This window comes from Phenylobacterium sp. (genome assembly GCF_044358365.1).
Taxonomy (GTDB): Bacteria; Pseudomonadota; Alphaproteobacteria; order Caulobacterales; family Caulobacteraceae; genus Phenylobacterium.
The window spans coordinates 15,510-39,345 of sequence record NZ_JBIKNZ010000029.1 but is presented as its reverse complement, the minus strand read 5'-3'; the positions used below and the strand labels follow the sequence as shown (position 1 = coordinate 39,345).

Annotated in this window: 27 protein-coding genes and 2 tRNA genes; 22 read left to right on the top strand and 7 right to left on the bottom strand. The window is 65.0% G+C overall.

Features of this window, described 5'->3' with window-relative positions:
* The first annotated feature begins 102 nt into the window (after positions 1–102).
* Together ACIQ3B_RS10085 and ACIQ3B_RS10080 are read left to right on the top strand one after the other, a co-directional pair.
* Positions 103–2,253, top strand: a complete 2,151-nt coding sequence (locus ACIQ3B_RS10085) for a sodium-translocating pyrophosphatase (RefSeq protein ID WP_397402140.1) — start codon at positions 103–105, stop codon at positions 2,251–2,253.
* A gap of 92 nt (positions 2,254–2,345) precedes the next feature.
* The gene (locus ACIQ3B_RS10080; RefSeq protein WP_397402138.1) at positions 2,346–2,813 is read left to right on the top strand and encodes a GNAT family N-acetyltransferase; all 468 of its coding nucleotides are present in this window, start codon (positions 2,346–2,348) and stop codon (positions 2,811–2,813) included.
* 24 nt (positions 2,814–2,837) lie between these two features.
* Here ACIQ3B_RS10080 and ACIQ3B_RS10075 read toward each other — a convergent pair whose 3' ends face one another.
* On the bottom strand, positions 2,838–3,332 hold the full coding sequence (locus ACIQ3B_RS10075; RefSeq protein WP_397402136.1) for an outer membrane protein assembly factor BamE: 495 nt from the start codon (positions 3,330–3,332) through the stop codon (positions 2,838–2,840).
* 117 nt (positions 3,333–3,449) lie between these two features.
* On the opposite strand from ACIQ3B_RS10075, the gene ACIQ3B_RS10070 reads away from it, so the two are divergent.
* From ACIQ3B_RS10070 to ACIQ3B_RS10045, 6 genes are all read left to right on the top strand, one after another.
* Entirely contained in the window at positions 3,450–3,977 is a 528-nt protein-coding gene (locus tag ACIQ3B_RS10070) for a ubiquinol-cytochrome C chaperone family protein (protein ID WP_397402134.1), read from the top strand.
* Positions 3,974–4,495, top strand: a complete 522-nt coding sequence (locus ACIQ3B_RS10065; protein WP_397402132.1) for a YceD family protein — start codon at positions 3,974–3,976, stop codon at positions 4,493–4,495. The genes ACIQ3B_RS10070 and ACIQ3B_RS10065 overlap by 4 nt, the downstream gene beginning before the upstream one ends.
* A gap of 164 nt (positions 4,496–4,659) precedes the next feature.
* The gene (gene plsX, locus ACIQ3B_RS10060; protein WP_397402130.1) at positions 4,660–5,712 is read left to right on the top strand and encodes a phosphate acyltransferase PlsX; all 1,053 of its coding nucleotides are present in this window, start codon (positions 4,660–4,662) and stop codon (positions 5,710–5,712) included.
* Between the two features lies 1 nt (position 5,713).
* Positions 5,714–6,694, top strand: a complete 981-nt coding sequence (locus tag ACIQ3B_RS10055) for a beta-ketoacyl-ACP synthase III (protein WP_397402128.1) — start codon at positions 5,714–5,716, stop codon at positions 6,692–6,694.
* 98 nt (positions 6,695–6,792) lie between these two features.
* Complete coding sequence (locus ACIQ3B_RS10050; RefSeq protein WP_397402126.1) at positions 6,793–7,095, top strand: integration host factor subunit alpha; 303 nt, start codon at positions 6,793–6,795, stop codon at positions 7,093–7,095.
* A gap of 15 nt (positions 7,096–7,110) precedes the next feature.
* A complete protein-coding gene (locus ACIQ3B_RS10045; protein ID WP_397402124.1) occupies positions 7,111–7,512 on the top strand; it encodes a MerR family transcriptional regulator in 402 nt (133 codons plus the stop codon).
* A gap of 24 nt (positions 7,513–7,536) precedes the next feature.
* Here the strand turns inward: ACIQ3B_RS10045 and ACIQ3B_RS10040 are convergent.
* Positions 7,537–7,613 (bottom strand) — tRNA-Pro (locus tag ACIQ3B_RS10040).
* 59 nt (positions 7,614–7,672) lie between these two features.
* Here ACIQ3B_RS10040 and ACIQ3B_RS10035 point away from each other — a divergent pair.
* Entirely contained in the window at positions 7,673–8,338 is a 666-nt protein-coding gene (locus tag ACIQ3B_RS10035) for a hypothetical protein (RefSeq protein ID WP_397402123.1), read from the top strand.
* 216 nt (positions 8,339–8,554) lie between these two features.
* On the opposite strand, the gene ACIQ3B_RS10030 is transcribed toward ACIQ3B_RS10035, so the two are convergent.
* Entirely contained in the window at positions 8,555–8,752 is a 198-nt protein-coding gene (locus ACIQ3B_RS10030; RefSeq protein WP_397402121.1) for a DUF2842 domain-containing protein, read from the bottom strand.
* Between the two features lie 93 nt (positions 8,753–8,845).
* Here ACIQ3B_RS10030 and ACIQ3B_RS10025 point away from each other — a divergent pair, with 93 nt between their 5' ends.
* The 6 genes from ACIQ3B_RS10025 to msrB all read left to right on the top strand — a co-directional run bounded on the left by ACIQ3B_RS10025 (position 8,846) and on the right by msrB (position 13,093).
* Positions 8,846–9,877 (top strand): COX15/CtaA family protein, encoded by a 1,032-nt coding sequence (locus ACIQ3B_RS10025; RefSeq protein WP_397402119.1) that lies wholly within the window; start codon positions 8,846–8,848, stop codon positions 9,875–9,877.
* Positions 9,878–10,069: 192 nt separating this feature from the next.
* Positions 10,070–10,543, top strand: a complete 474-nt coding sequence (gene rplM / locus ACIQ3B_RS10020) for a 50S ribosomal protein L13 (protein WP_397402142.1) — start codon at positions 10,070–10,072, stop codon at positions 10,541–10,543.
* Entirely contained in the window at positions 10,543–11,055 is a 513-nt protein-coding gene (rpsI, locus tag ACIQ3B_RS10015) for a 30S ribosomal protein S9 (RefSeq protein WP_397402117.1), read from the top strand. The genes rplM and rpsI overlap by 1 nt, the downstream gene beginning before the upstream one ends.
* 85 nt (positions 11,056–11,140) lie before the next feature.
* Positions 11,141–12,121, top strand: a complete 981-nt coding sequence (gene argC / locus ACIQ3B_RS10010) for an N-acetyl-gamma-glutamyl-phosphate reductase (RefSeq protein WP_397402115.1) — start codon at positions 11,141–11,143, stop codon at positions 12,119–12,121.
* A gap of 17 nt (positions 12,122–12,138) precedes the next feature.
* A complete protein-coding gene (locus tag ACIQ3B_RS10005; protein WP_397402113.1) occupies positions 12,139–12,561 on the top strand; it encodes a GNAT family N-acetyltransferase in 423 nt (140 codons plus the stop codon).
* Between the two features lie 31 nt (positions 12,562–12,592).
* Positions 12,593–13,093: a peptide-methionine (R)-S-oxide reductase MsrB gene (gene msrB, locus ACIQ3B_RS10000; protein WP_397402111.1), complete on the top strand. Its 501-nt coding sequence runs from the start codon at positions 12,593–12,595 to the stop codon at positions 13,091–13,093.
* Positions 13,094–13,103: 10 nt separating this feature from the next.
* On the opposite strand, the gene ACIQ3B_RS09995 is transcribed toward msrB, so the two are convergent.
* The 4 genes from ACIQ3B_RS09995 to phaC all read right to left on the bottom strand — a co-directional run bounded on the left by ACIQ3B_RS09995 (position 13,104) and on the right by phaC (position 16,920).
* Positions 13,104–13,928 carry a GIN domain-containing protein gene (locus tag ACIQ3B_RS09995; RefSeq protein ID WP_397402110.1) on the bottom strand — a complete coding sequence of 275 codons (825 nt, stop codon included), beginning with the start codon at positions 13,926–13,928 and terminating at the stop codon, positions 13,104–13,106.
* A 19-nt stretch (positions 13,929–13,947) separates the two neighbouring features.
* The gene (locus ACIQ3B_RS09990) at positions 13,948–14,508 is read right to left on the bottom strand and encodes a DUF1700 domain-containing protein (RefSeq protein ID WP_397402108.1); all 561 of its coding nucleotides are present in this window, start codon (positions 14,506–14,508) and stop codon (positions 13,948–13,950) included.
* Entirely contained in the window at positions 14,505–14,831 is a 327-nt protein-coding gene (locus tag ACIQ3B_RS09985) for a PadR family transcriptional regulator (RefSeq protein WP_397402106.1), read from the bottom strand. The genes ACIQ3B_RS09990 and ACIQ3B_RS09985 overlap by 4 nt, the downstream gene beginning before the upstream one ends.
* A 148-nt stretch (positions 14,832–14,979) precedes the next feature.
* Positions 14,980–16,920: a class I poly(R)-hydroxyalkanoic acid synthase gene (phaC, locus tag ACIQ3B_RS09980; RefSeq protein ID WP_397402104.1), complete on the bottom strand. Its 1,941-nt coding sequence runs from the start codon at positions 16,918–16,920 to the stop codon at positions 14,980–14,982.
* 79 nt (positions 16,921–16,999) lie between these two features.
* On the opposite strand from phaC, the gene ACIQ3B_RS09975 reads away from it, so the two are divergent.
* The 7 genes from ACIQ3B_RS09975 (at position 17,000) to ACIQ3B_RS09945 (ending at position 23,821) form a co-directional block, all read left to right on the top strand.
* A complete protein-coding gene (locus tag ACIQ3B_RS09975; RefSeq protein ID WP_397402102.1) occupies positions 17,000–17,443 on the top strand; it encodes a hypothetical protein in 444 nt (147 codons plus the stop codon).
* Positions 17,444–17,565: 122 nt separating this feature from the next.
* A complete protein-coding gene (locus ACIQ3B_RS09970) occupies positions 17,566–18,786 on the top strand; it encodes an LL-diaminopimelate aminotransferase (protein WP_397402100.1) in 1,221 nt (406 codons plus the stop codon).
* Positions 18,783–20,075, top strand: coding sequence for a homoserine dehydrogenase (locus tag ACIQ3B_RS09965; protein WP_397402098.1), 1,293 nt, complete (start codon positions 18,783–18,785; stop codon positions 20,073–20,075). Before ACIQ3B_RS09970 ends, ACIQ3B_RS09965 begins: the two co-directional genes overlap by 4 nt.
* Before the next feature lie 53 nt (positions 20,076–20,128).
* Positions 20,129–21,082, top strand: coding sequence for a class II fructose-bisphosphatase (gene glpX / locus ACIQ3B_RS09960; protein ID WP_397402096.1), 954 nt, complete (start codon positions 20,129–20,131; stop codon positions 21,080–21,082).
* A 78-nt stretch (positions 21,083–21,160) separates the two neighbouring features.
* Positions 21,161–22,963: a single-stranded-DNA-specific exonuclease RecJ gene (recJ, locus tag ACIQ3B_RS09955; protein ID WP_397402094.1), complete on the top strand. Its 1,803-nt coding sequence runs from the start codon at positions 21,161–21,163 to the stop codon at positions 22,961–22,963.
* Positions 22,964–23,026: 63 nt separating this feature from the next.
* Positions 23,027–23,101, top strand: a tRNA-Glu gene (locus ACIQ3B_RS09950).
* Between the two features lie 141 nt (positions 23,102–23,242).
* On the top strand, positions 23,243–23,821 hold the full coding sequence (locus ACIQ3B_RS09945; protein ID WP_397402093.1) for a cold-shock protein: 579 nt from the start codon (positions 23,243–23,245) through the stop codon (positions 23,819–23,821).
* Positions 23,822–23,836 lie beyond the last annotated feature (15 nt).

The following is a 23,836-nucleotide window of genomic DNA, read 5'->3' as shown; positions in this document are numbered from 1 at the left end:
GTTCTTGTTGGGGAAACGCGAAGAGGCAGAGGGCCTGCAGACGTCGCCTGTCGCGGACGTCGGATGGTCTCTCTCACGCGATCGCAAAGGGGCGTCTGAATTATGAGTTCTGTTCTACCGTTGGTCATAGTGGCCGGGGTCCTGGCGGTGCTTTACGGCATCCTCCAGACCGTTCTGCTGCTGCGCGCCTCACCGGGCAACGCCCGGATGCAGGAAATCGCAGCCGCGATCCAGGAAGGGGCCGAGGCCTATCTGAAGCGTCAGTACACCGCGATCGGGATCGTGGGTGCGGTGGTGCTGGTCGCATTGTTCCTGCTCCTCGGCGGCTATGCGGCCGCAGGGTTCCTGATCGGCGCCGTGCTGTCCGGGGCTGCGGGCTTCGCCGGGATGCTGATTTCGGTCCGCGCCAATGTGCGCACGGCCCAGGCGGCGTCTGAAAGTCTGGCGAAGGGTTTGAAGCTGGCCTTCACCTCGGGCGCCATCACGGGTCTGCTGGTGGCGGGCTTCGCCCTCATCGGCGTGGCGGGGTACTACGCCTTCCTGACCGGTCCCCAGGGTCTGGCGCCGTCAGATCGCCACGTGATCGACGGTCTGGTCTCGCTCGGCTTCGGCGCCTCGCTGATCTCGATCTTCGCCCGTCTGGGCGGCGGCATCTTCACCAAGGGCGCTGACGTCGGCGGCGACATGGTCGGCAAGGTCGAAGCCGGTATCCCCGAGGATGACCCGCGCAACGCGGCGACCATCGCCGACAACGTGGGCGACAACGTCGGCGACTGCGCCGGCATGGCCGCCGACCTGTTCGAAACCTATGCGGTGACCACGGTCGCCACCATGGTGCTGGCCGCCATCTTCTTCGCGGGCTCGGCCATGTTGGGGAATGTCATGTTGCTGCCGCTGGCCATCTGCGGCGTCTGCATCGTCACCTCGATCATCGGCACGTTCGCCGTGCGTCTGGGCAAGAGCGGCTCGATCATGGGCGCGCTTTACCAGGGCCTGATCGTCACCGGCGTGCTGTCGGCGATTGCGCTCTACTTCCTGATCCCGTCGCTGGTCACCGAAACGCTGACCGTCAACGCAGGCACCCCCCTCGAGAAGAGCTTCGACGCCATGTCGCTGTTCTGGTGTTCGATGGCGGGCCTGGTGATCACGGCGCTGATCGTGATGATCACCGAGTACTACACCGGCACCAATTTCCGGCCGGTGAAGTCGGTCGCGCAAGCCTCGGTCTCGGGTCACGGCACGAACGTCATCCAGGGCCTGGCGATGAGCCTGGAAGCCTGCGCGGCGCCGGCCATCGTGATCATCGTGGGCATCATCGTGACCTACAACCTGGCGGGCCTCTTCGGCATCGCCATCGCCACGACAGCCATGTTGTCGCTGGCGGGTTTCGTGGTTGCACTCGACGCCTTTGGTCCGGTCACCGACAATGCCGGTGGCATCGCCGAAATGGCCGGGCTGCCGCCTGAAGTTCGCGTCACGACAGACGCGCTCGACGCGGTGGGCAACACCACCAAGGCCGTGACCAAGGGTTACGCCATCGGTTCGGCCGGCCTGGGCGCGCTTGTGCTCTTCGCTGCCTATACCGAGGATCTGAAGTACTTCGCGGCCAATGCGTCGCCGGGGTCCTTCTTCGACGGAATGGGCCCGGTGGCCTTCGATCTCTCCAACCCCTACGTCGTGGTGGGACTGCTGTTCGGCGGTCTGCTGCCGTTCCTGTTCGGTGGCATGTCGATGACGGCCGTCGGGCGCGCGGCGCAGTCCGTGGTCGTGGAAGTTCGTCGTCAGTTCCGGGAAAACCCCGGGATCATGACCGGCGAGGTCAAGCCCGAGTATGGTCGCGCGGTCGACATCCTGACGAAGGCGGCGATCCGGGAAATGATTGTCCCGTCGCTTCTGCCGGTCGCATCGCCGATCGTGCTGTTCTTCGTGATCAACGCGATCGCCGGGAAGGTGGATGCCTTTGCCTGCGTCGGCGCCATGTTGATGGGCGTGATCGTCACCGGCCTGTTCGTCGCCATCTCGATGACCTCGGGCGGCGGCGCCTGGGACAACGCCAAGAAGGTGATCGAAGAAGGCTTCACCGACAGTGACGGCGTCGTTCACGGCAAGGGTTCCGAAGCCCACAAGGCCGCAGTTACCGGCGACACCGTCGGCGACCCCTACAAGGATACCTCGGGTCCCGCAGTGAACCCGATGATCAAGATTACCAACATCGTGGCCCTTCTGTTGCTGGCGGTTCTCGCCGCCCAGTGACCGGAAGCTCACGCAAGATCGAAGCGCCCCGGAGAGCGATCTCCGGGGCATTTTTGTTGCCGACAATGATCACGGATGGAGCCGAAGCGACGATGATGATCCTTCGCTCAGCATGCGAGACGGACGCCTCAAGCCTTCGCGCGATCCTCTACAAAACGTTCGAGAGCACCTGGCTTCCGCAGATCAGCCGCGCAGCGGCTGAGGCGTTCCGGCAGGAAGATCGGCCGGCGCACTACGTCGCAGCACGCGGCCTGCGTTTCCATGTCGCGGTGCGGGACGATCAGATTGCGGGCTTTGTGGACTGGGAAGACGACTTCGTGAACGCTCTACACGTGCACTCGAGCTACACCCGGACCGGGGTAGGTGCGCGCCTGATGGATCTGGCCGAACGCGAAATCGGAAGTTCAGGCCACGCCCTCGCACGACTGGAGACGGATACCTTCAACCTCGGGAGCCAGGCCTTCTATGCCGCCCGGGGTTACAGGGAGGCTGACCGATATCCCGATCTGGAATGGAACAGTGGCCTGACCACGCTACTGTTGGTCAAGCCTCTTCGGTGAGCGTGGCTATACGATCTGGCCTTGTCAGCGCCGGTCGCCGGGCCGGGACCCCGGCACGCCCTGATCATCCTGCGGCAACAGACCGCCCTGGCCGACGCTGCCCAGCAACTGCTCGAGGATGGTCATCTCGCGACCGCGAGTCGGTGTCTCGCGGTTGTTGAACGCAATGACCTTGCCGTCCTTGAGCGTGTAGGTATTCACCGTGTCGACCAGTTCGCTGTCCTTGTTGAACGCGATGGCGGTCACGTTGCGCGCCGTGACCTTTGGCTTGCTGAACGCGACACGCTGCTTGACCTGGTTCACGTAGAACCAGACGTTCGGGTCAAAGGTCGATGTGGCCGAGGGCGAGCCCAGCTTGGCGCGTACGGTGGACTTGGTGTCCGTACCCACCTGGACGTCTTTCGGATCCGAATCGATCGCCTGGAACCCCGAATAGCTGGTGATCGGGGCGCAGGCAGTGATACCCGTGGTCGCCAGCAATGCGGCGGCGAGGGCGGCGGTGGCGGCGCGTCGGAACATTGCGACTTTCTGCGAGGTTGGCTCGTGACCGGGTATAGAGGCTTTGACCTATCCTTGGCGGCCCCTTAGTTCAATGCAGCCCTATATAGAGCGCTCGGGGCGAAATCGAGGCCACCCATGATAAACCGACTGTTCAAGGCACGCCCTGCAAAACTGGCCGGCGAGGCGCTGTATCCTCTCGTGGTGGCGCAGGCCCGCTCTCCGGGCCTCTACGCCGAGCTTGGGGCTCCCGATACCCGGGAAGGGCGATTCGAGCTCTACAGCCTGCATGTGTACCTGATCCTCGAGCGCCTGAAGTCCCAGGGCGAGCAGGCGAGCGAAACGGCGCAGGCGCTATTCGATGCCTATCTCTCCGCGCTGGACAACACCCTTCGGGAAATGGGTGTGGGCGATATGAGCATCAGCAAGCGGATGCGGAAACTGGGCGAGGCGTTCTACGGCCGGATCGGCCTCTATGAGGCTGGCCTGGCAGCCTTGCCGGACACCGGCCCTCTGGAAGCCATGCTGGCCAGAACCGTCTACGCCGACGTGGATCCGGGCAAGGCGCCGCAACTTGCGGCCTACCTCCTGGTGCAGCGGACGGCGCTCGCCGGGCAACCGCTCGAGGTCTTCTATGCGGGCGAGATCCGTTGGGCGAACCTGTGAGCGACCCATGGAACCGGATCGTGAAGCTTCACGAGGTGAGTCGTGGCCCCCTGAAGCTCACGCTTGAAGCCGGTGGCGCCGAGCGCGCGGATATCGCCCGGCGGCTGGATCTGGAAAGTCTGTCCTCGTTTCGAGCCGAGATTGTAGCCGCGCCCTGGCTGGACGGGCTAGAGCTGTCAGGGCGATTCGACGCCACGGTTGAACAGATCTGCGGCGTCAGTCTCGAGCCGTTCGAAGCCTCGGTCACCGGCGACATCGCGGTGCGCATCGTGCCCGCCGGGAGCGCCCATGCGCCGCCCCCGGAAGAGGGTGACCTCGAATTTGACGCCGACAGTCCGGACGCGCCGGATGTTATCGCCGACGACGCCGTGAATATCGCGGAGTATCTGGTCGAGCATCTTTCTCTGGAACTCGATCCCTTCCCGCGCAAGCCGGGCGTGACGTTCGACTACGCGCCGCCGACCGAGGGGCTCTCGCCCTTTGCGGCGCTCAGAAAGCTGGTAGAGCCAAAGGCATAGTTTCCACTCGGCAATGTGCCGGGGTATGATCGCGCCGATTCCGGCATCCGGCCGCGATCTTTCCCACTCGATACTGACCGCAGATCGAGACGGGGAGGGGTCCGAAGCAAAGGCTGCGCTATCGGTCCTGAATCGATGGCGTGGAGGGGGACGAAGGCGCCGATTTGACTGAACCTCTCGTGATATCTGTCGATGCCATGGGTGGGGACCACGGACCGTCCGTGGTGATCCCCGCCTGTGTCCAGGCCCTGGGTGCGATGCCGAAGCTGCGACTGCTGCTGCACGGTGACGAGGCGATGATCCGCGCCGAGCTCGGCCGCCACGCCGGCCATGCTGACCGCATCGAGGTCCGTCACGCCGACCGCGTCATCGCCATGGACGAGAAGCCTGCGCAAGCCATGCGTCGCGGCAAGGGCACCTCGATGTGGGGCGCTGTTGAAGCGATCCGTGAGGGCCGTGCAGCTGCTGCCATTTCGGCCGGCAACACCGGGGCGCTGATGGCGATCTCGAAACTGATCCTGCGCATGAGCGCCGAACTGGATCGACCAGCCCTTGTGGCAAGTATTCCCAATGCCCGGGGGCAGACCACGTTCCTTGATGTCGGGGCGAACGTGGACTGCAACGCCGCGCGCCTGGTTGAGTTTGCAATCATGGGCGTGGCCTATCATCGGGCGGCGCATGGCGTTGATCGACCCACCGTGGGTCTGTTGAATGTCGGCTCGGAGGAGATGAAGGGCCACGAGGAGGTCCGTGAAGCTAACCGCATTCTGCGCGAGGGCCAGCTCGACCTGGATTATCGCGGTTTTGTCGAGGGTGACGACATCACCGCCGGCACCGTCGAGGTCGTGGTGACCGACGGCTTTACCGGAAATGTCGCCCTGAAGGCGATGGAGGGGGCTGCGCGGTTCATGTATGACGAGTTGCGCGATGCGCTGACATCCGGCCCGGTCACCAGCCTGGGCGCTTTGCTCGCGCGCCCGTCACTTCGGAAGTTCCGCGACAAGATGACCCCGTCGCCGGCGGCGCCCCTGCTGGGGCTCAACGGTCTTGTCCTGAAATGTCATGGCGGGGCGGATGTCCGGGACTTCGCCAAAGCTATCCAGGCCGCCTGTGACGTGGCCCAGAGCGGCTTTGCCGCCGAAATCGAGCAGAACATGAAGCGCTTGCCCGAGGCCCTGGTGGGCATTGCGTCCGCCGCCGCCGATGGAGTTGCCTGAGATGGCGGGGATTGTCCGCAGTGTGGTGACAGGCGTTGGCGGATATCTGCCGGAGAGGGTCGTCACCAACGCCGAGCTCTCGACCCGGGTCGACACCACCGACGAATGGATCCGCGAGCGCACGGGCATTCATCAACGCCATCAGGCGGCGGACGACCAGCCGGTCTCCGATCTGGCGGTCGAAGCTGCGCGCCGGGCGCTCGAGGCTGCGGGCCGTACGCCAGCCGACGTCGATCTGATCATAGTCGCCACCACCACGCCGGACCTGACCTTCCCGGCGGTAGCGGCCATCGTGCAGCGAAAGCTCGGATGCCCGATCGGGATCGCCTTCGATGTGCAGGCGGTCTGCTCGGGGTTTGTTTATGCCCTCTCGGTGGCGGATGGGTTCGTGGCGCGCAACCGGGCGAAGTGCGCGCTGGTGATCGGGGCCGAAACTATGACCCGGTTGATGGACTGGACCGACCGCACCACCTGCGTGCTGTTCGGTGATGGCGCTGGCGCTGTGGTTCTGGAACCGGGCGAGGGGCAGGGGACGACGGCGGATCGTGGGCTGCTGGGCCTGGCGCTCCGGGCGGACGGCACCAAACAGGACCTGCTCTATGTGGACGGCGGTGTCTCCACCAATCGCCAGACCGGCTATCTGCGGATGCTCGGCAATCAGGTGTTCCGCCACGCTGTCGTGAATATCTCCGAGGCGGTGACCGCAGCTGCGGCGGATGCCGGGGTCGAGGTCTCGGATGTCGACTGGTTCATCCCGCACCAGGCCAATCAGCGCATCCTGGAAGGCGTGGCCAAGCGGCTGGGGATCGATGAGACCAAGGTGATCTCCACCGTGGCCATCCATGCCAATACGTCGGCCGCCTCGATTCCGCTTGCGCTGGATCATGGCATCAAGGATGGCCGCATCAAGCCGGGGCAGCTTCTGCTGCTGGAAGCCATGGGCGGCGGGCTGACCTGGGGCGCCTGCGTTCTGCGCCTTTAGGCAACAGCCGCGTCAAAGTACGCCGCGCGACTTGAAGTCTTTGTCGCAATGGGACAATCAGGAAGAACGAGTAAATTGAGAACGGGGTCAGAGCGGTCATGAAAGGTGCGACGGTCACGCGGGCGGATCTCTGTGAATCCGTCCACGAACAGGTGGGCCTGACCCGGCAGGACTCGTCAGAGCTGGTCGAACGCGTGCTGGAACTGATGTGCGTGGCGCTGGAAGACGGCAAGCAGGTCAAGCTCTCGGGCTTTGGCGTGTTTCAGGTGCGGGCCAAACGCGCCCGGATGGGCCGTAATCCCAAGACCGGTGAGCCCGCGGCAATCGAACCCCGCCGCGTGATCGGTTTCCGTGCCTCGCAGGTGATGAAGGCCCGCGTCGACCGCGCGCTGTCGCGGTAGGGACGGGATCGCCCCGTGGCCAAGGGCCCCGACGCCTTCCGGACGATCTCCGAAGCTGCGGAAGAGCTCAGCGTGCCGCAACATGTCCTGCGGTTCTGGGAAACCAGGTTCGGCTTCATCAAGCCGATGAAGCGCGCCGGCGGTCGCCGGTTCTATCGTCCGGTGGATATACAGGTGCTGGCCGGCGTGCGCCGCCTGCTCCACGACGAAGGCTACACCATCAAGGGCGTCCAGAAACTGCACCGCGAGCAGGGCATCAAGGTGTTGATGGCTGCGGGTGCGGGGGAGGGCGCCGTGGCTGCCAGCCCGCCGCCGCCGCCGCGTGCTGCACAGGCGACCGGCGTATCGCCGCTGCTGCTGGCCCTTCGCGATCTGGAAACCGCCAAAGCCCGCCTGGACGGGCTGCTTCGGGCCTGAAAGAAGAATCTCGCCGCCGGCCGCTGGTCGGAGCGACAGGATTTGAACCTGCGACCCCTTGACCCCCAGTCAAGTGCGCTACCAAGCTGCGCCACGCTCCGAAGGGCCCGGCGGCGAGGCGCGTCTTCTAGCGGATGGGCAGATGAGAGCAACGACAAAGTTGGTGATGGCTGTGGCGGCGCTTTCGGCAGCGCCAGCTTTCGCCCAATCGGCGCCAGAGCCGATGTGGTCGAGAACACCCTCTCCAAGCCAAGTGCTCGAGGCCTATCCGGCCGAAGCCCGCGACCTTTCAGGCGGATTGGCCAAGATCAAGTGTTTGCCCAGTCCCGCCGGCAACCTGATCAACTGCACGGTCGTGAGCGAAGATCCAGCGGGGGTCGGGTTTGGTCGGGCGGCGGTCACCCTCGCGGCCGGGTTTCGTCTGACCAGAAAAGCCGCGAAGCAAAATCCTGAGGGTATTGTTCTGCCAATCCGCTTTACACGTCCGGAGCCAGCTCCGCCGTGGCGGGAGGCGAAATTCAAGAGCTCGAGGGACTACCGCGAGCTCGGCGTAGCGGGCCCCTACTATCCCGAACGTGCATTTCGGATGGGCTATGGCGGAGAGGTGATTCTTGATTGCCGAGTTGCCGATAGTGATCTCCTAAGGGACTGCAAAACCGTCGATGTTCGACCGCAGGACTACGGCTTCGAAGAGGCTGTCAGTCGGATGATCCAACAGGGTTGGATGAGCGCGGGTCCGGCGCCGGCAGCTGAGGCACACCCCGCTGATGGCATCTGGCGTTTCAAAGTCCAGTTCAGCGACACCAAGGGGCGCTTCACAAGGTAGGCTAACCCTTGCACATCACCTCCCCCGCGCAGCGGCGGGAGGGGGACCGCCCGCTGAAAAGCGGGGGGTGGAGGGGGAAAGCCGGATCTGGGGCCCGGGTTGGTCGGCGAAAACGCTGAGTTCGGGGCTTGCCCCCTCCACCCCCGGCTCTTTGGCCTTCGGCCTCGGCCGGGGGTCCCCCTCCCGCCATCGCGAGCGATGGGGGAGGTAGGCGATTCAACTCCCAGGCTCGCGCTCCATCCAGCGGAACAGGGGAAACAGCGGCACGCCCCACAGGGTGCCGGCTATGGCGTAGTAGACCAGTTGGGCCGCCCAGTGTCTGGGCACGTGATCCCCGACCGACGAAACCACCACGACATATAACAGCAGGAACGCCAGGATGGCGACCAGACCGACCAGTTTTCGAAGGCGCATTGGCATATGCGCCTCATAGCGGGCTGGAGGCTCCGGGGTAAGCCCGCTATAGGGAAATCCCGATTCAATTGTGGAAGTGCGCGAGCCGCGCTGATGACCTCGTTCCTGCGTTCCGACCGTTCCCGACCTGTCGCGATCTGGCTGCTTGTAGTGGCCCTGCTGGTATTGGGAATGGTGATCGTCGGCGGCGCGACCCGACTGACCGACTCCGGGCTCTCGATCACCCAATGGAAGCCGGTCACCGGCGCCTTGCCCCCGCTGTCGCTGGCCGACTGGCTGGCCGAGTTCGCGCTCTACAAACAGATCCCCCAGTACAGCCAACTGAACGCCGGCATGAGCCTGGAGGAGTTCAAGGTCATCTACTGGTGGGAGTGGTCCCACCGGGCGCTGGGGCGGTTTGTGGGCGTGGTGTTTGCGCTTCCCTTCGCCTGGTTTGCGATCCGGCGCGAGATCCCCCGGCGGCTGTTTTGGCGGATCGGCGGAATCTTTGTTCTGGGCGGCCTGCAGGGCGCGGTCGGCTGGTGGATGGTGGCCAGCGGGCTTTCGGAGCGGGTCTCCGTCGCGCCGGAGCGGCTGATGGTTCATCTGGGGCTGGCGTTCGCCCTGCTGGGGTTGCTGGTCTGGACCGCGCTGGACGCCTGGGCCGGGGCGCCGCGCTCGAAGCCCAACGATGGCTGGAGCCGGGCATCGGCGTTGATGATCGGGCTGATCTACCTTCAGATCCTGCTCGGGGCCCTGGTGGCGGGCAATGACGCGGGTTTCGTCTACAACGACTGGCCGATGATGAACGGCGCGCTGATCCCGGATGACTATCCCGGCGCGACCCTGTGGGCGACCGTGGCGCATACGCAAGGGCCGGTGCAACTTCATCACCGGCTGTTGGCCTACGTGCTGGCGCTGATGGCGATCGGCATGGGCATTGCCGCGATGCGATCGCGCAGTTTGTCTTCGGGCGAGAAACTGCTCGGCATGGGTCTGGCCGGGGCTGTGATCCTGCAGGGCGTGCTTGGGATCGTCACCCTGATGGCCGGTGCGCCAGTCGGCCTGGGGATCGCCCATCAACTGGCGGCGGCGTTCCTCTTGATCCTGGCGGTGGCCTTCGCCTGGCGGGTTCGTCGCAGCTGATCCGTGAGGGTCGCAGGAAATACATCCGGTATTATAATACCGCATCAAATATGCTGCATAATTTCAATGAGATAAGGCGCAATCGGCGTTTCGTTGCGGGTTGACAGCGAGCCTTCCACCCGGCATATGCCCCGGCTCACGTCGGGTGCGCACCCAGCACGCCCGAACAGGTTCTATGGACACACCCTCATGCTGAAGAGCACTACGGCTTCGCTGAAGCCTGCCGAGGTCGAGAAGAAGTGGATCGTTGTCGACGCTCAGGACGCCGTTGTCGGTCGTCTGGCCTCGTTCATCGCCATGCGTCTTCGCGGCAAGCACCGGCCCGACTACACGCCGCACGTCGATTGCGGTGACTTCGTTGTCGTCGTCAACGCCGACAAGGTGAAGATGACCGGCAAGAAGCTGGCCGACAAGATCTACTACTGGCACACGGGCCACCCCGGCGGCGTCAAGAAGCGCACCGCGGGCCAGCTGCTGGCGGGCAAGTACCCCGAGCGGGTGCTGGAGAAGGCCGTCGAGCGCATGCTGCCCAAGGAAAGCCCCCTGGCGCGCAAGCAACTCACCCATCTGCGCATCTACAATGCCGGCGAGCATCCGCACGCGGCGCAGAACCCCGAGACCATCGCGTTCGCCGATCTGAACGCCAAGAACGTGCGGAGCGCCTGATGTCGGAAGCCACCACGACCGAAGCTACCGGCTTTGACGCCCTGAAGGGTATGGGTACGCAGGCTGAGCCCGTTGTTCATGTCCAGAAGCTGGACGCCCATGGCCGCGCCTATGCGACCGGCAAGCGCAAGAATGCCGTGGCCCGCGTCTGGCTCAAGCCTGGCAAGGGCAAGATCACCATTCACGGCAGCGAAGACACCAAGCATAAGGACGGCCGCGACCAGACGGTCTATTTCGCCCGTCCGGTGCTGCGGATGATGATCGCCCAGCCGTTCCAGGTCACCGACCGGGTCGGCCAGTTCGACGTGGACATCACGGTCACCGGTTCGGGCCTCTCGGGCCAGGCCGGCGCGATCCGCCACGCCATCTCCAAGGCGCTTACCTACTATGAGCCCGGCCTGCGCGCCGTGCTGAAGCCGCATGGCTTCCTGACCCGCGACAGCCGCGTGGTCGAGCGGAAGAAGTACGGCAAGGCGAAAGCCCGACGCAGCTTCCAGTTCTCGAAGCGCTAACCGCGCGCGATGACAACTCGCGTTTACGGATCGGGGCGCTTCGGGAAACCGGAGCGCCCTTTTTCTTTGGCTGGACACCGACCTTATGACCCACACGATCTTCATCGACGGCGAAGCTGGCACCACGGGGCTCCAGATCCGTGAGCGACTGGCGGGACGCAGCGACCTGCAGGTGGTCTCCATCGATCCGGCGCGGCGCAAGGACGCCGATGCCCGCGCCGAACTGCTGAATGGCGTGGACGCCGTGGTGCTTTGCCTGCCTGATGATGCGTCCCGGGAGGCCGTGGGGCTGATCACGTCCAGCACCGTCAAGGTCGTGGATGCGTCGACGGCCTACAGGACGGCGCCGGACTGGGCCTACGGCTTTGCCGAGATGTCACCGACCCAGCGCCAGACGATCGGCAAGGCGACGCGGGTGTCGAACCCCGGCTGCTATCCCACCGGCTTCATCGCCCTGGTCCGGCCGCTGGTCGCCGCGGGCCTGATTCCGGCGGACTTCCCGCTGACGGTGAACGCGATCTCCGGCTATTCCGGCGGCGGAAAGGGCCTTATCGCCGAATTCGAGAGCCAGACGCCGCCGGTCGGAACCGACGACGCCTTCCGGTCCTACGGCCTGACGCTTGCGCACAAGCACTTGCCCGAGATGCAGATTCATAGCGGACTGGCCCATCCGCCGGTGTTCGCCCCGTCCGTGGGGCGCTTTGCCCAGGGCATGCTGGTCGAGGTGCCGTTGCAACTCTGGGCCATGCCAGGCGCACCTTCGCCCAGGGACCTGCACGACGCTCTCTCGAGCGCGTATGCCGGCGAACGCTTTGTGGAGTTGGCGAGCCTGGATGAGACCGTGGAACTGCAATCGGCGCGGGCCGGCGCTGCACGCTATGTGGCCGCCTTTGATCCCCAGTCCCTGAACGGAAGCAACCGGATGCGGCTGTTCGTCTTCGGCAACGCGGCCGGAACGCAGGCCCGGCTGGTGGCGATCCTCGACAATCTGGGGAAGGGGGCCTCCGGCGCGGCGGTGCAGAACCTCAATCTGATGCTGGGTCTGCCGGAGGAAGCTGGTCTGTGATTCTGCGAGCGGCCGAGATGCGCGACGCTCGTGCAATGGGGACGCTGCACATACTGGCGATGCGAACCCTGGCGTTTTTGCCGCAATTGCACACCATCGACGAGGCGGTCGCGTGGATGGGCGGCGAGATCCTGCCGAAAGACCCGGCCTGGGTGGCGGAGGCCGATGGCGTGGTCGCAGGCTACGTCGTGTTCACCGACGATTGGATCAACCAGCTTTACGTTCATCCGGACCGGCACGGGCAGGGGCTCGGCGCCGCGTTGCTGGCGCATGTCCTGGCCTCCGGATCGCCGAAGCAGCTCTGGACCTTCCAGCAGAACGAACGCGCACGCCGGTTCTATGAGGCCCGCGACTTCCGGGCCGTCGAGTTCACCGATGGTGAGGCCAACGAGGAAAAGACACCCGATGTGCGCTATGAATGGCGCCCTTCATCCGTGTAACCTTCCGCCCACTTCGGACGTATGAGTGAACATGAGACACCTTTGCCCTGACCGCCGGACCTTGCTGATCGCCACCGCTTGTGCGCTGCTCAGTCCCTCCCTGGCCACGGCCGCCACGAAAGCGGCAGACCCCTTCGCGAACTCGCCCTTCCGCAGGCTGAGCGATGCGGAGTGGCGCAAACGGTTACCGGTCGCCAGCTATCTTGTGCTCCGTCAGGAGGACACCGAGCGGGCCGGAACCAGTCCGTTGAACCGCGAGAAGCGCAAGGGCACGTTCGTCTGCCTCGGCTGCGACCTGCCGCTGTTCAATTCTGACACCAAGTACGAGAGCGGCACTGGCTGGCCCAGCTTCTTCCGCGCCTTGCCCGGCGCAGTGGCCGAAAAGATCGACTACAAGATCGGCGTGCCGCGCACAGAGTATCATTGCGCACGGTGCCTGGGGCATCAGGGTCACGTGTTTCCGGACGGTCCACGGCCCACCGGCCTGCGTTACTGCAACAACGGCGTGGCCTTGAAGTTCGTCCCGGCCTGAGTCGATAACATCAGGTCTTCGTGCCGCCCGCTGGACGAGGCGCCACAGGCGGGGCCGGGGCAGGAGCCGCCGGTGCGCCCTGGGTGACCCGGCCGGCGCCCGAGATGTCCGTTTCCAGTGACTTGGGGTTGGTGAGCAAACGCACATCTCCCGAACCGGATATTTCCAGTCGCGCGCTTTCCGTAGGCGCGATGGTGGCGTCCGCAGACCCTGAAACCTCCAAGCGCGCAGACCTTGACTTCAGAGCGCCCAGGTTGGCGTCGCCGGCGTCGGACATATCGAGGATCACTTCATCGGTTGTGCCCGTCGCGGTCACTTCGGCGGATCCGGAAACACTGATGCTCAGCCGGGGTTGATTGTACCCCTCAATGGACAGGGTGTTGCGACCCGACAGGTCAAACTCGGAAATCGCGGGCGCCCGGATCACCACCTTCAGCGTGGGGTAGCCGTGATGGCCGTGGCGGGCGCCGCGCTGGTAACGCAGGCTGTCGCCCTCGACGACAACCTCGTTCACGGCTTTCTCCGGACCGGTGATGACCACGCTCGAGGGACCGGCGGACTGGATGTATTGAATGTCGGCCGCCAGATCGACATCGAGCCGATCAGCGCCAGACCAGGGCAGGGTCCGCGTAGCTTGTGGTCCCAGGTCACGCTGGTGCATGGAACCGTCATCGTCGTCCCAGCCCAGATGTTTGCCCCTCCAGGACCCGCCCTCGGCCCAGTGCCAACCCCCTCGGGTGAAGGCGTCGGGGCCACCGATGGCGACCGCGGCGGAAAGTGAGCCCAGCGACAGCACGAAGCCGACGACGGCGATCATGATGAGAACGCGGATCATGTTCTGAACCTCCCGGACTTCAGGACTGGAGCGCCGGCTTCAGAAGCCGGTAGTGAAGCCGCCCGTACCAGACGAGGGCATTGATGATTCCGATCGACGCGAGGCTGAGGACCGCGCCGCCCGACGCGGCCCCGGCCATCAGGCCGATACCGCCCAGCAGGGCTGCAGCTGGGCCGCCCGGCAGGTCCATGAACGGGCCGGCGGCAAAGACCACGCCACCCGCGAAGAAGACCGCGATCACCGCGATGATCAGTCCGAACAGTGTGGCGCCCACGGTCATGAGGATCGGCAGCAGGATGAGAATGTCGATCGCGCCCAGGCCCAGCACGGCGAAGACCGCTGCGGCCGCAGAGGAGGGGCTGCGCTCCTCCTTCCAGCGGGTCAGCGTGCTCTCCGCGTGGAGTTCGCGGGCCAGCCGGGCGGGATCGCCGAGGGCCTCGGCGACCTCCGCCTCGGTTCGGCCGGCGGCGGCGCCGTCGGCGAAGTGGGTGTCATAGTCGGCGACGATGTCGGCGATGGCTTGCGGCGGCAGGCCGCGCAGACCTTCCCGCAATCTGGCGATGAACGCCTGACGAGTCATTTGGCCCCTCCAAGAATGTTTTCCACGGCCCCGGAGAACGAGCTCCAGGCGGCCTGTTGGCTGATGAAGCTGCGTTTGCCCGCCTCACTCAGCTTGTAGTATTTGCGCGGCGGACCGGTCGGGCTCTCGACCAGATAGGTCTCGACCAGTCCGTCGGTCTGCAGCCGCCGCATCAGCGGATAGATGGTGCCTTCCCCCATGCCGATGGCGTCGGCCAGGCGGGCGGCGATCTCGTAGGCGTAGTTGTCTTGTCGATGAAGGAGGGCGAGCACACATAACTCGAGCGCTCCCTTCTTCAGCTGGATCTCAATGGCTTCTGGCACGTCCGCGCCTCCTTGGATGACCAATCAGGTACCGCAAGGTATTGGGCGACGCAAGGTACTGCGCATTAAACGTTAGTAATCTGAGTCACGGGAAGCCACCGGCGTATCCGATCCGGTTCGACGCACTCAGGGCTGCCCGGTCATCACCTCAGCTCTTGACCTTCACATACTCTCCCGGCGCATCACCCAGCGGCTTTAGCGGCCCCTTGCCGGGATCGCGGGCCGGGACCATCCCGCCGGACCGCTCACCAAGCCATGCGGCCCAGTGCGGCCACCAGGATCCGGGGTGCTCCACGGCGCCGGCCTGCCATTCCTCGAGAGAATCGGGCAGGGCGGGGTTGATCCAGTGCTGGTACTTGCGGGCGACGGGCGCGTTGATCACACCGGCGATGTGGCCGGAGCCCGCCATGGTGAAGGTCGTCGGCCCCCCGAAGAGTTTGGCCCCTTTGAAGACCGAGCGAGCGGGCGCGATGTGGTCTTCCTTGGACGACTGCACATAGATGGGCGTCTTCACCTGGCTGAGATCGATGCGGACGTTGTCCAACATCAGTTCACCCTTGGCCATGGCGTTCTCGCCGTAGAACTTGCGCAGATAGAAGGTGTGCAGCGTCTTTGGCATTCGGGTCTGGTCGGAATTCCAGAACAGCAGGTCGAAGGGCTTTGGCTCCTTGCCGAGCAGGTAGTTGTTGACGAAGAACGACCAGATCAGGTCGTTGCCGCGCAGGGCGTTGAAGGTGTCGGCCATGGTCGCGCCGGACAGCACGCCGCCACCCTCGTCCATCTTGGCTTCCAGGTCCTTCAACCAGTCCTCGTTGGTGAACAGCAGTAGATCACCGGCCTCGGAGAAATCCTGCTGGGCCGCAAAGAAGGTGGCCGAGCCGATGGAGGTGTCGCCCTTCACCGCCATATGAGCGAGCGTCGCGGAGAGAAGAGTGCCGCCGATGCAATATCCGACGGTGTTCACACGTTCGACCCCCGCCTGCTTCAGGACTGCGCCGACGCCCTCATAGATCCCCTGGCGCATGTAGTCTTCGAAGGTCTTGGTCGCCAGGGAGGCGTCGGGGTTCACCCATGAAGCGACGAACACGGTAATGCCCTGGCTGGCCAGCCAGCGGATCAACGAATTCTCGGGCCTCAGATCCATGATGTAGAACTTGTTGATCCACGGCGGGAAGATCAGCAGCGGGATCTCATAGACCTGCTCCGTCGATGGAGAAAACTGCAACAACTCAATGATTTCATTTCGGAAAACGACTTTCCCCGGCGCCGTTGCGACATTCTCGCCGATCTTAAACATCTCGTAGTCGGTCTGGGCGATGGAAAGCGCGCCGCCGCCGCGGTTCAGGTCTGCCTGGAAATTTTCCATGCCCTTGAGCAGGCTCTGGCCACCGGTGGCCATGACCTCGCGCAGCGCGGTCGGATTGGAGGCTAGGAAGTTCGACGGGGCGAAGGCGTCAGTCAGCATCCGCATGAAGAACTCGACGCGCCGCTTCTCCAGTGGGTCGACGCCCTCGACGTCCGAGACCATGTCGTTCAGGAAATTGGCCGTCAGCAGGTACGACTGCTTGATTGCGTCGAACACAGGGTTGTCGGACCAGTCGGGATCCAGGAAGCGCTTGTCACCCTTGGCCGGCGCCACGACCGGGTCGGCAGCATCGCCCGTCGCCCGCCGGGCGGTCGTCTGCCAGAGGTCGAGGTACTTGGAGAACAGATCGGCCTGCGCCCGCATCATGCGGTCAGGTTGCGCCGCCAGCCGCCCCATAACCTGGGTCAGGGCGGGGGCCACGTGGAAGGGGTCCGGAGACAGCGCGGCGGGCCTTTCAGCCTGACGCAGGGCCATTTCGGCGATGGCGCCCTGCGCTGTTAGCGCCGCCCGGGCCAGGTTCATGGACAAGGCCTCGATCTGCGCCCGCTGCTCGGGATTGAAGGCTGCGCTCTCGAACACTGGCGGCGCCTGTGGCGAGGGCTTCGGTTGGGGCGCGGCTTCGGAAGCGCCGGCCTCGACCCTGGCCGCCCCAGCCTTCTTCACGCCCTTCGAGCCCGCCTTCTTGCCCCCTTTGCGCGGAGCCTCCGAAGTCTGCTCTTTCATCCTGTCGTCCTCCAGAACGGCGCGTATATCGGTCGCGCTCTTTCGCGTGATGCAATCATCGCATAAGACCGGCGTCGAAATGAATGCGTCGCGCCCGTTTTTTCCGAAAGTCGCTAGCCTGACCCGGCCGCTGGCGCTCGTCGCCGTTTGCGCGGTGCTGAGCGCCTGCGTCTCGACGCCCTTTCGGGAAGCTGTCATCGATCCGAAATCCGCCGTCGCCGGCGATGTGGAGCGTCTGACGCGGGGTGAAGGCACGTTCCCAACCTTTGCCGACATTCCAAAGACGCCCCAGGATGTTCGACCGCTCGCCCAGTTCGGGGTAGCGGCCCGTAGCCTGACCGCCGCGGGCGATGACCTGTTGCGCGCAACGGCGCCGGAGACCTGGACCCTGCAGGCCACAGAAGCCTTTGTAGAAAAGGCGCGTCGTGATGCCGGCCCTGAAATTGAACCGCCCAAGCCCGGTGAGGCAGAGGCTTTTGCGCGCGAACTCCGGGAGCGAGCTACCCCGCCTCCGCCACGGTGAGCGCGGCGAGAGGCAAAAAAACCCTGAACCGGCTTGGCTGACTTCCGCCCGGAGTCTATCCAACGCTTCATATCAGCTCGCAGACCGGCCGCACGGACGCTTGCGGCGAAAGAGCTTTAGCAATGACACCTGAATTCCACCGTATCCGCAGACTTCCGCCCTACGTCCTCGAAGAGGTCAATCGCATCAAGGCGCGCCTGCGCGCCGAGGGCGTGGACATCATCGATTTCGGCATGGGCAATCCCGACATGCCGACGCCGAAGCACATCGTCGAAAAGATGATCGAGACGGCGCGTGACCCCAAGGCCGGCCGCTACTCCGCCTCCAAGGGTATTGTCGGCCTGCGCCGCGCGATGGCGAGCTACTATGACCGCCGGTTTGGCGTGAAGCTGAACCCGGACACCGAGGTGATCGCCACCCTAGGCTCCAAGGAAGGCTTCGCCAACCTGGCCCAGGCGCTGACGGCGCCCGGCGATGTGATCATCTGCCCGAACCCCGCCTATCCGATCCATGCCTACGGCTTCATCATGGCCGGCGGGGTTATCCGCCATGTGCCGGCGCTGTCGCCCGAGGAGTATCTGGCCGGGGTCAGCCGGGCCGTGAAACACTCTGCGCCGCCCCCCACAGTGTTGATTCTGTCTTACCCGTCGAACCCGACGGCCCAGTGCGTCGACCTTGATTTCTACCGCGACGCTATCGCCCTGGCCCGCAAGCACGACATGCTGGTGATCTCGGACATCGCCTATTCGGAGATCTATTTCGACGACAACCCACCGCCATCCGTGCTGCAGATCGACGGCGCCAAGGACATCGCCGTGGAGGTGAACTCATTGTCGAAGACCTTCGCCATGGCTGGCTGGCGCGTCGGCATGGTGGTGGGCAACGCCCGCATCTGTTCGGCCCTGGCGCGGGTTAAGTCCTATCTCGACTACGGCGCCTACACGCCGATCCAGGTGGCCGCCGCCGCGGCGCTGAACGGGCCAACCGATTGCATCGAGGAAATCCGGGGCATCTACAAGGCGCGCCGCGACACCCTGATTGATTCCATGCGCCGCGCGGGTTGGGACATTCCGGCTCCCCCGGCGTCCATGTTCGCTTGGGCGCCGGTGCCCGAGCAGTTCAAGGAAGCCGGTTCGTTGCTGTTCTCCAAGCTGCTGATCGAGGAGGCGGGCGTGGCTGTGGCGCCTGGCGTTGGCTTCGGCGAGTATGGTGAGGGTTATGTCCGGGTTGGGCTGGTCGAAAACGAACACCGCATCCGTCAGGCAGCTCGTAACGTGAAGAAGTTCTTGTCCAACGCCGACGAAATCCTGGGTCGCTCCCACAACGCCTTGGCCGCCCAATGACGGTCGCCAGGGCCTGGAGGATCGGCGTTGCGGGCCTCGGCACCGTCGGCGCAGCGCTGCTGGATCTGATCGACACGCGTAAGGGTTTTGCGCCCATCGACGGTGTTGTTTCCGTGTCAGCAGTCTCGGCGAGGTCCCGCAGCCGCTCCCGATCCTGCGATATCTCCGACAAGATCTGGTACGATGATCCGGTGGCGCTGGCGTCGTCGTCGGACTGCGACATCTTTGTCGAGTTGATCGGCGGCTCTGACGGCCCGGCCAAGGCCGCGGTCGAGGCGGCTCTCAAATCCGGCAAGCCGGTGATCACAGCCAACAAGGCGCTGATCGCGGTGCATGGCGCCGAACTCGCCGCTCTGGCCGAAGAGGTCGGCGTGCCGTTGCTGTTCGAAGCCGCGGTCATGGGCGGCGTGCCGGCGGTCAAGGTGGTCCGTGAGGCGCTGGTCGGAGACGATATCCAGTCCATCGTCGGAATCCTGAACGGGACCTGCAACTACATCTTGACCGAGATGGAGGCGACGGGCCGTTCGTTCGCCGATGTCCTGGCTGAGGCCCAGCGTCTGGGCTATGCAGAGGCGGACCCCACTACCGATGTCGGCGGCTTCGATGCGGCTCACAAGATCAGTATCCTGGCGGCCCTGGCCTTCAACTGCACCCCCAATTTCGACGCGACCGAGGTCGAGGGTATTGAACAGGTCGAGCTGCTCGATATCCGGATGGCCAAGGACCTGGGCTATCGCATCAAGCTGATTGCCTCGGCTGAGCGGGTGGAGGGCAGCGCCCTGGTCCGGGTCCATCCGTCGCTGACTCCGCTTGGCCATCCACTGGCCCAGGCCGGCGGCGCGCTGAACGCGCTCTTCATCGAAAGCACGCGGCTTGGCCGGATCTATCTGCAGGGCCCCGGCGCCGGAGCCGGCCCGACCGCAGTGGCCGTGGCGGCGGACATCGCTGACGCGCTGTTGGCCACACGCCGTCCGGTGTTCCAGGGGGCGGCCCGCACGCTTCCGCAAATTCAGGCTGTAGACCCGTCGCGCCTGATGTGCCGGGCCTATCTGCGGTTCCTCGTAAAGGATGAGCCAGGCGTGATCGCCGCAGTCTCGGAGACCCTGGCTGAGGCGGGCGTGTCGATCGAGAGCTTCCTGCAGAAGCCGGTGGAGGGCGCAGCTGGCGTGCCCATCGTGCTGACCACCCATTCTGTGGCGGAATCGGTCCTCATGGCTGCGGTGGAGAGGATCGCCGCCCTGTCGGCAGTGCTGGATCGACCCCGCATGTTCCGTATCGCACGTATCTGAGACTTTAAGACATTCGTGCTGTAAGGCGCGGTTCAAAGGGTTGGAAATTCACAATGAGCTCTGAAGTTCTGGATCGCAGCCTTGTTCTGGACGCCGTGCGCGTCTGCGAGATTGCGGCGATTGCGGCCTGGACGATGGTCGGGCGCGGCGACGAGAAGGAGGCCGATCAGGCCGCCGTTGACGCCATGCGCACAGCGCTGAACGATCTGGAGATCGACGGCGAGATCGTCATCGGCGAAGGCGAGCGCGACGAGGCGCCGATGCTCTATATCGGCGAAAAGGTCGGCAAAGGCGGCAAGCACAAGATCGATATCGCGCTTGATCCGCTGGAAGGCACCACGCTGACCGCCAAGGCCATGGCCAACGCACTGGCGGTGATGGCCTGGGCGCCAAAGGGCACCATGCTGAACGCGCCGGACACCTACATGGACAAGATCGCCTGTGGCCCGGGCTATCCGGCAGGGGTCATCGACCTGGACAAGAGCCCGGCGGATAACGTCAGGGCGTTGGCGGCGGCCAAGGGTGTCGAGGCCTCCGAGATCACCGTGTGTGTGCTGGATCGCCCTCGTCACGCCGAAATCATCGCCGGACTGCGCGAGGTTGGCGCCCGCGTCTACCTGATCACCGATGGTGACGTGGCCGGTGTGATGAATACCGCCGATCCGGAAACGGGTGTGGACCTCTACCTTGGCTCGGGCGGCGCGCCGGAAGGCGTTCTGGCCTGCGCGGCGCTGAAATGCGTGGGCGGACAGTTCCAGGGCAGACTGGTGTTCCGCAACGCCGATGAGCGCACCCGCGCCGCCCGGGTGGGAATCACCGACCTGGACAAGAAGTACGACCTTCACGAGATGGTCCGGGCTGATGCGATCTTCTGCGCGACGGGCGTCACCAAGGGCGCGCTGCTCGACGGGGTCACGGTGAAGGACGGCTTCGTCCATACCCACACCCTGGTGATGAATTCGGCAACCCGTACGGTCCGGGAAGTGCGGATGAAGCGGCCGGTCTGACGCTTCGACTGGCGACTCGCGTCAGCAGGGCCGATACTCGCGCTTTGAGAACGGCCTGAGTGGATGGAACACGGCGACATGGCCGACGGTAGCGCGCACCCCGAGGGATATCTGGGTGTCTCCCGTTCCCTGTCGGGACGGCTGTGGCGCGAGCGGCCTGCGAATTCTGAAACCACGCGCCGGCATCAGCTGACGCATGGCCTTTCCGAGCCGCTGGCGCGGGCGCTGGCGTCGCGTGGCGTCTCGGCCGAGCAGGGCGGCGATTTCCTCAATCCGACCCTGAAGGCGCTGTTTCCCGATCCCTCGTCCTTTGCGGATATGGATCGCGCAGCCGGCCTGCTGGTCGATGCGCTGGTCGCCCGGCGCAAGGTGGCGGTATTTGCCGACTATGACGTCGACGGCGCCTCGTCCGCAGCCCAACTGGTGCGCTGGTTCCGGGCCATGGGTCTGGAGATTTCCATCTATGTGCCCGACCGGATCCTCGAGGGCTATGGCCCGTCCCCGGCGGCGTTCCGGCGTCTCAAGGATGAGGGCGCGGATCTCGTCATTACCGTGGATTGCGGGGCTGCGGCCCACGACGCCCTGGCGTTTGCGGCGAGTATCGAGCTGCCCGTGGTGGTGGTCGACCATCACCTCATGCGCCCCGGCGAGATCCCCGCGGTGGCGGCGCTCGTCAATCCGAATAGGCCGGACTGTCGATCGGGGCAGGGGCACCTGGCCGCCGCCGGGGTGGTGTTCGTCCTGTTGGCGGCGCTTAACCGTGAAGCCCGTCGGCGCGGACTGTTTGAGGCTGTTGCTGAACCCGATATCCGCGCCTGGCTGGATCTCGCCGCCATGGGCGCCATCTGCGACGTGACGCAGCTCAGCGGGTTCAATCGCGCCCTGGCGAGCCAGGGGCTGAAGGTCATGTCCGGCTGGGGCAATCCCGGACTGAAGGCGTTGAAGGATGTTTCCAAGGCCGAGGGTCCGGCTTCGGTGTTCCATGTGGGCTTCCTGCTGGGCCCGCGAATCAATGCCGGAGGCCGAATCGGCCGTGCCGACCTGGGCGCCCGCCTGCTCTCGACCGATGATCCGCAGGAGGCCGTGGCGCTGGCGGCAGAGCTCGATGAACTCAACGGTTCGCGCAAGACGGTCGAGCAGGAGGTTCAGGAGGCTGCCGTTCGCCACATCGAACGGGCCAGTAACCAGGCCGACGCCCCTTGCCTTGTGGTGGCCGAGGACGGCTGGCATCCCGGCGTGATCGGCATAGTGGCCGGACGCCTCCGGGAACGCTATCGCAAGCCGGTGATCGTGATCGGCATCGACCGACCCGGCAACGTGGGCAAGGGCTCTGGTCGGTCCCAGCCCGGCGTAAACCTCGGCCGGGCGGTGCAGGCGGCCTATGAGCAGGGATTGCTGCTGTCCGGCGGCGGGCACGCCATGGCGGCGGGTCTGTCGGTGCGCCCCGACACTATCCCCGAACTGCGGGCCTTCCTCTGCGAGATGATGGCGGGAGAGTGCGAGATCGCTGCATCCGAGGACGCGCTGGAGTTTGACGCCCTGATCACGACGCGGGGGGCGGATCGAACCCTGTGGACCGACTTTCAGCGCCTGGCCCCCTTCGGACCGGGCAATCCCGAGCCCCTGTTCGCGCTGGCGGACGCCCGTGTTGAGCGACCGATGGCGCTTCGCGGCGGGCATGTCCGGTGCACGCTCGTGGATCGGACCGGCGGCCGCCTCAAGGCTATCGCCTGGCGCTGCGAGGACACTGATCTCGGCCGTCGCCTGCTCTCCGAGGGGGGGCACATTCATGTGGCCGGGCGCCTCAAGCCCGACGACTGGCAAGGCCGCGAAGGCGTCCAGCTGGAGATCGAGGACGTGGCTGACCCCCGACAGCTCTGAGGCTGCGGGCCTCGGCTTGCGCCTCAATTCGAAGGCGTCTATAGAGCGCGCCTCGCGCCGAGTGGTCCCTTCGTCTATCGGTTAGGACGCCAGGTTTTCAACCTGGAGAGAGGGGTTCGACTCCCCTAGGGACTGCCACGCGAGCTCACCTCCGGGTTGTTTTCTCTTGACTTGTAGAGAGAGCCTCCCCGCGAATTCCATTGACGCCCCCCAACTATCGGGAACACTCTCGTCAACGACGCCTGCAAAAGGCGCCGAAGGTAGCGGGCCGGGGGACGCATGGCTGGTTACGAGATCGAGCAGGACGACGGGTCGCCGCCTGTGCGAATTTGCGGGCGGGTCAAATGGTTCGACGCCGGCAAGGGGTATGGGTTCATCGTGCCGGATGATCCCAGTCAGACAGATCTCAAGGACGTTTTGCTCCACGTCACCAGCCTGCGGCCGTCCGGACGCGAGAGCTGTCCCGAGGGCGCAACCATTACCTGCGATGTCGTCCGCCGGTCCAAGGGCTGGCAGGTGGCGGAGGTCGTGCTGGTGGATGAATCCTCTGTCCAGCTCAGTGAGCGGCACGCCGATGACCCTATGAGACTTCGTCCTGAGGGCTACATTGCACGATCGTCACGCCCGACGATCGAGGCCAGCGGCCCGATGGAGGAAGCCCGGGTCAAGTGGTTCAACAGGGCCAAGGGCTATGGCTTTGTGGTGCGTGACAACGAGCCCGGCGATATCTTTGTTCACATCGAAACGCTGCGGCGTTCGGGGATCGAGGACCTGTTGCCGGGTGAGCGGGTGATGGTCCAGTTCGCCGACGGCCCGAAGGGGCTGGTGGTGGCCGCAATCGAGGCCGCCAGCCTCTGATCCACCGCTTGCGCG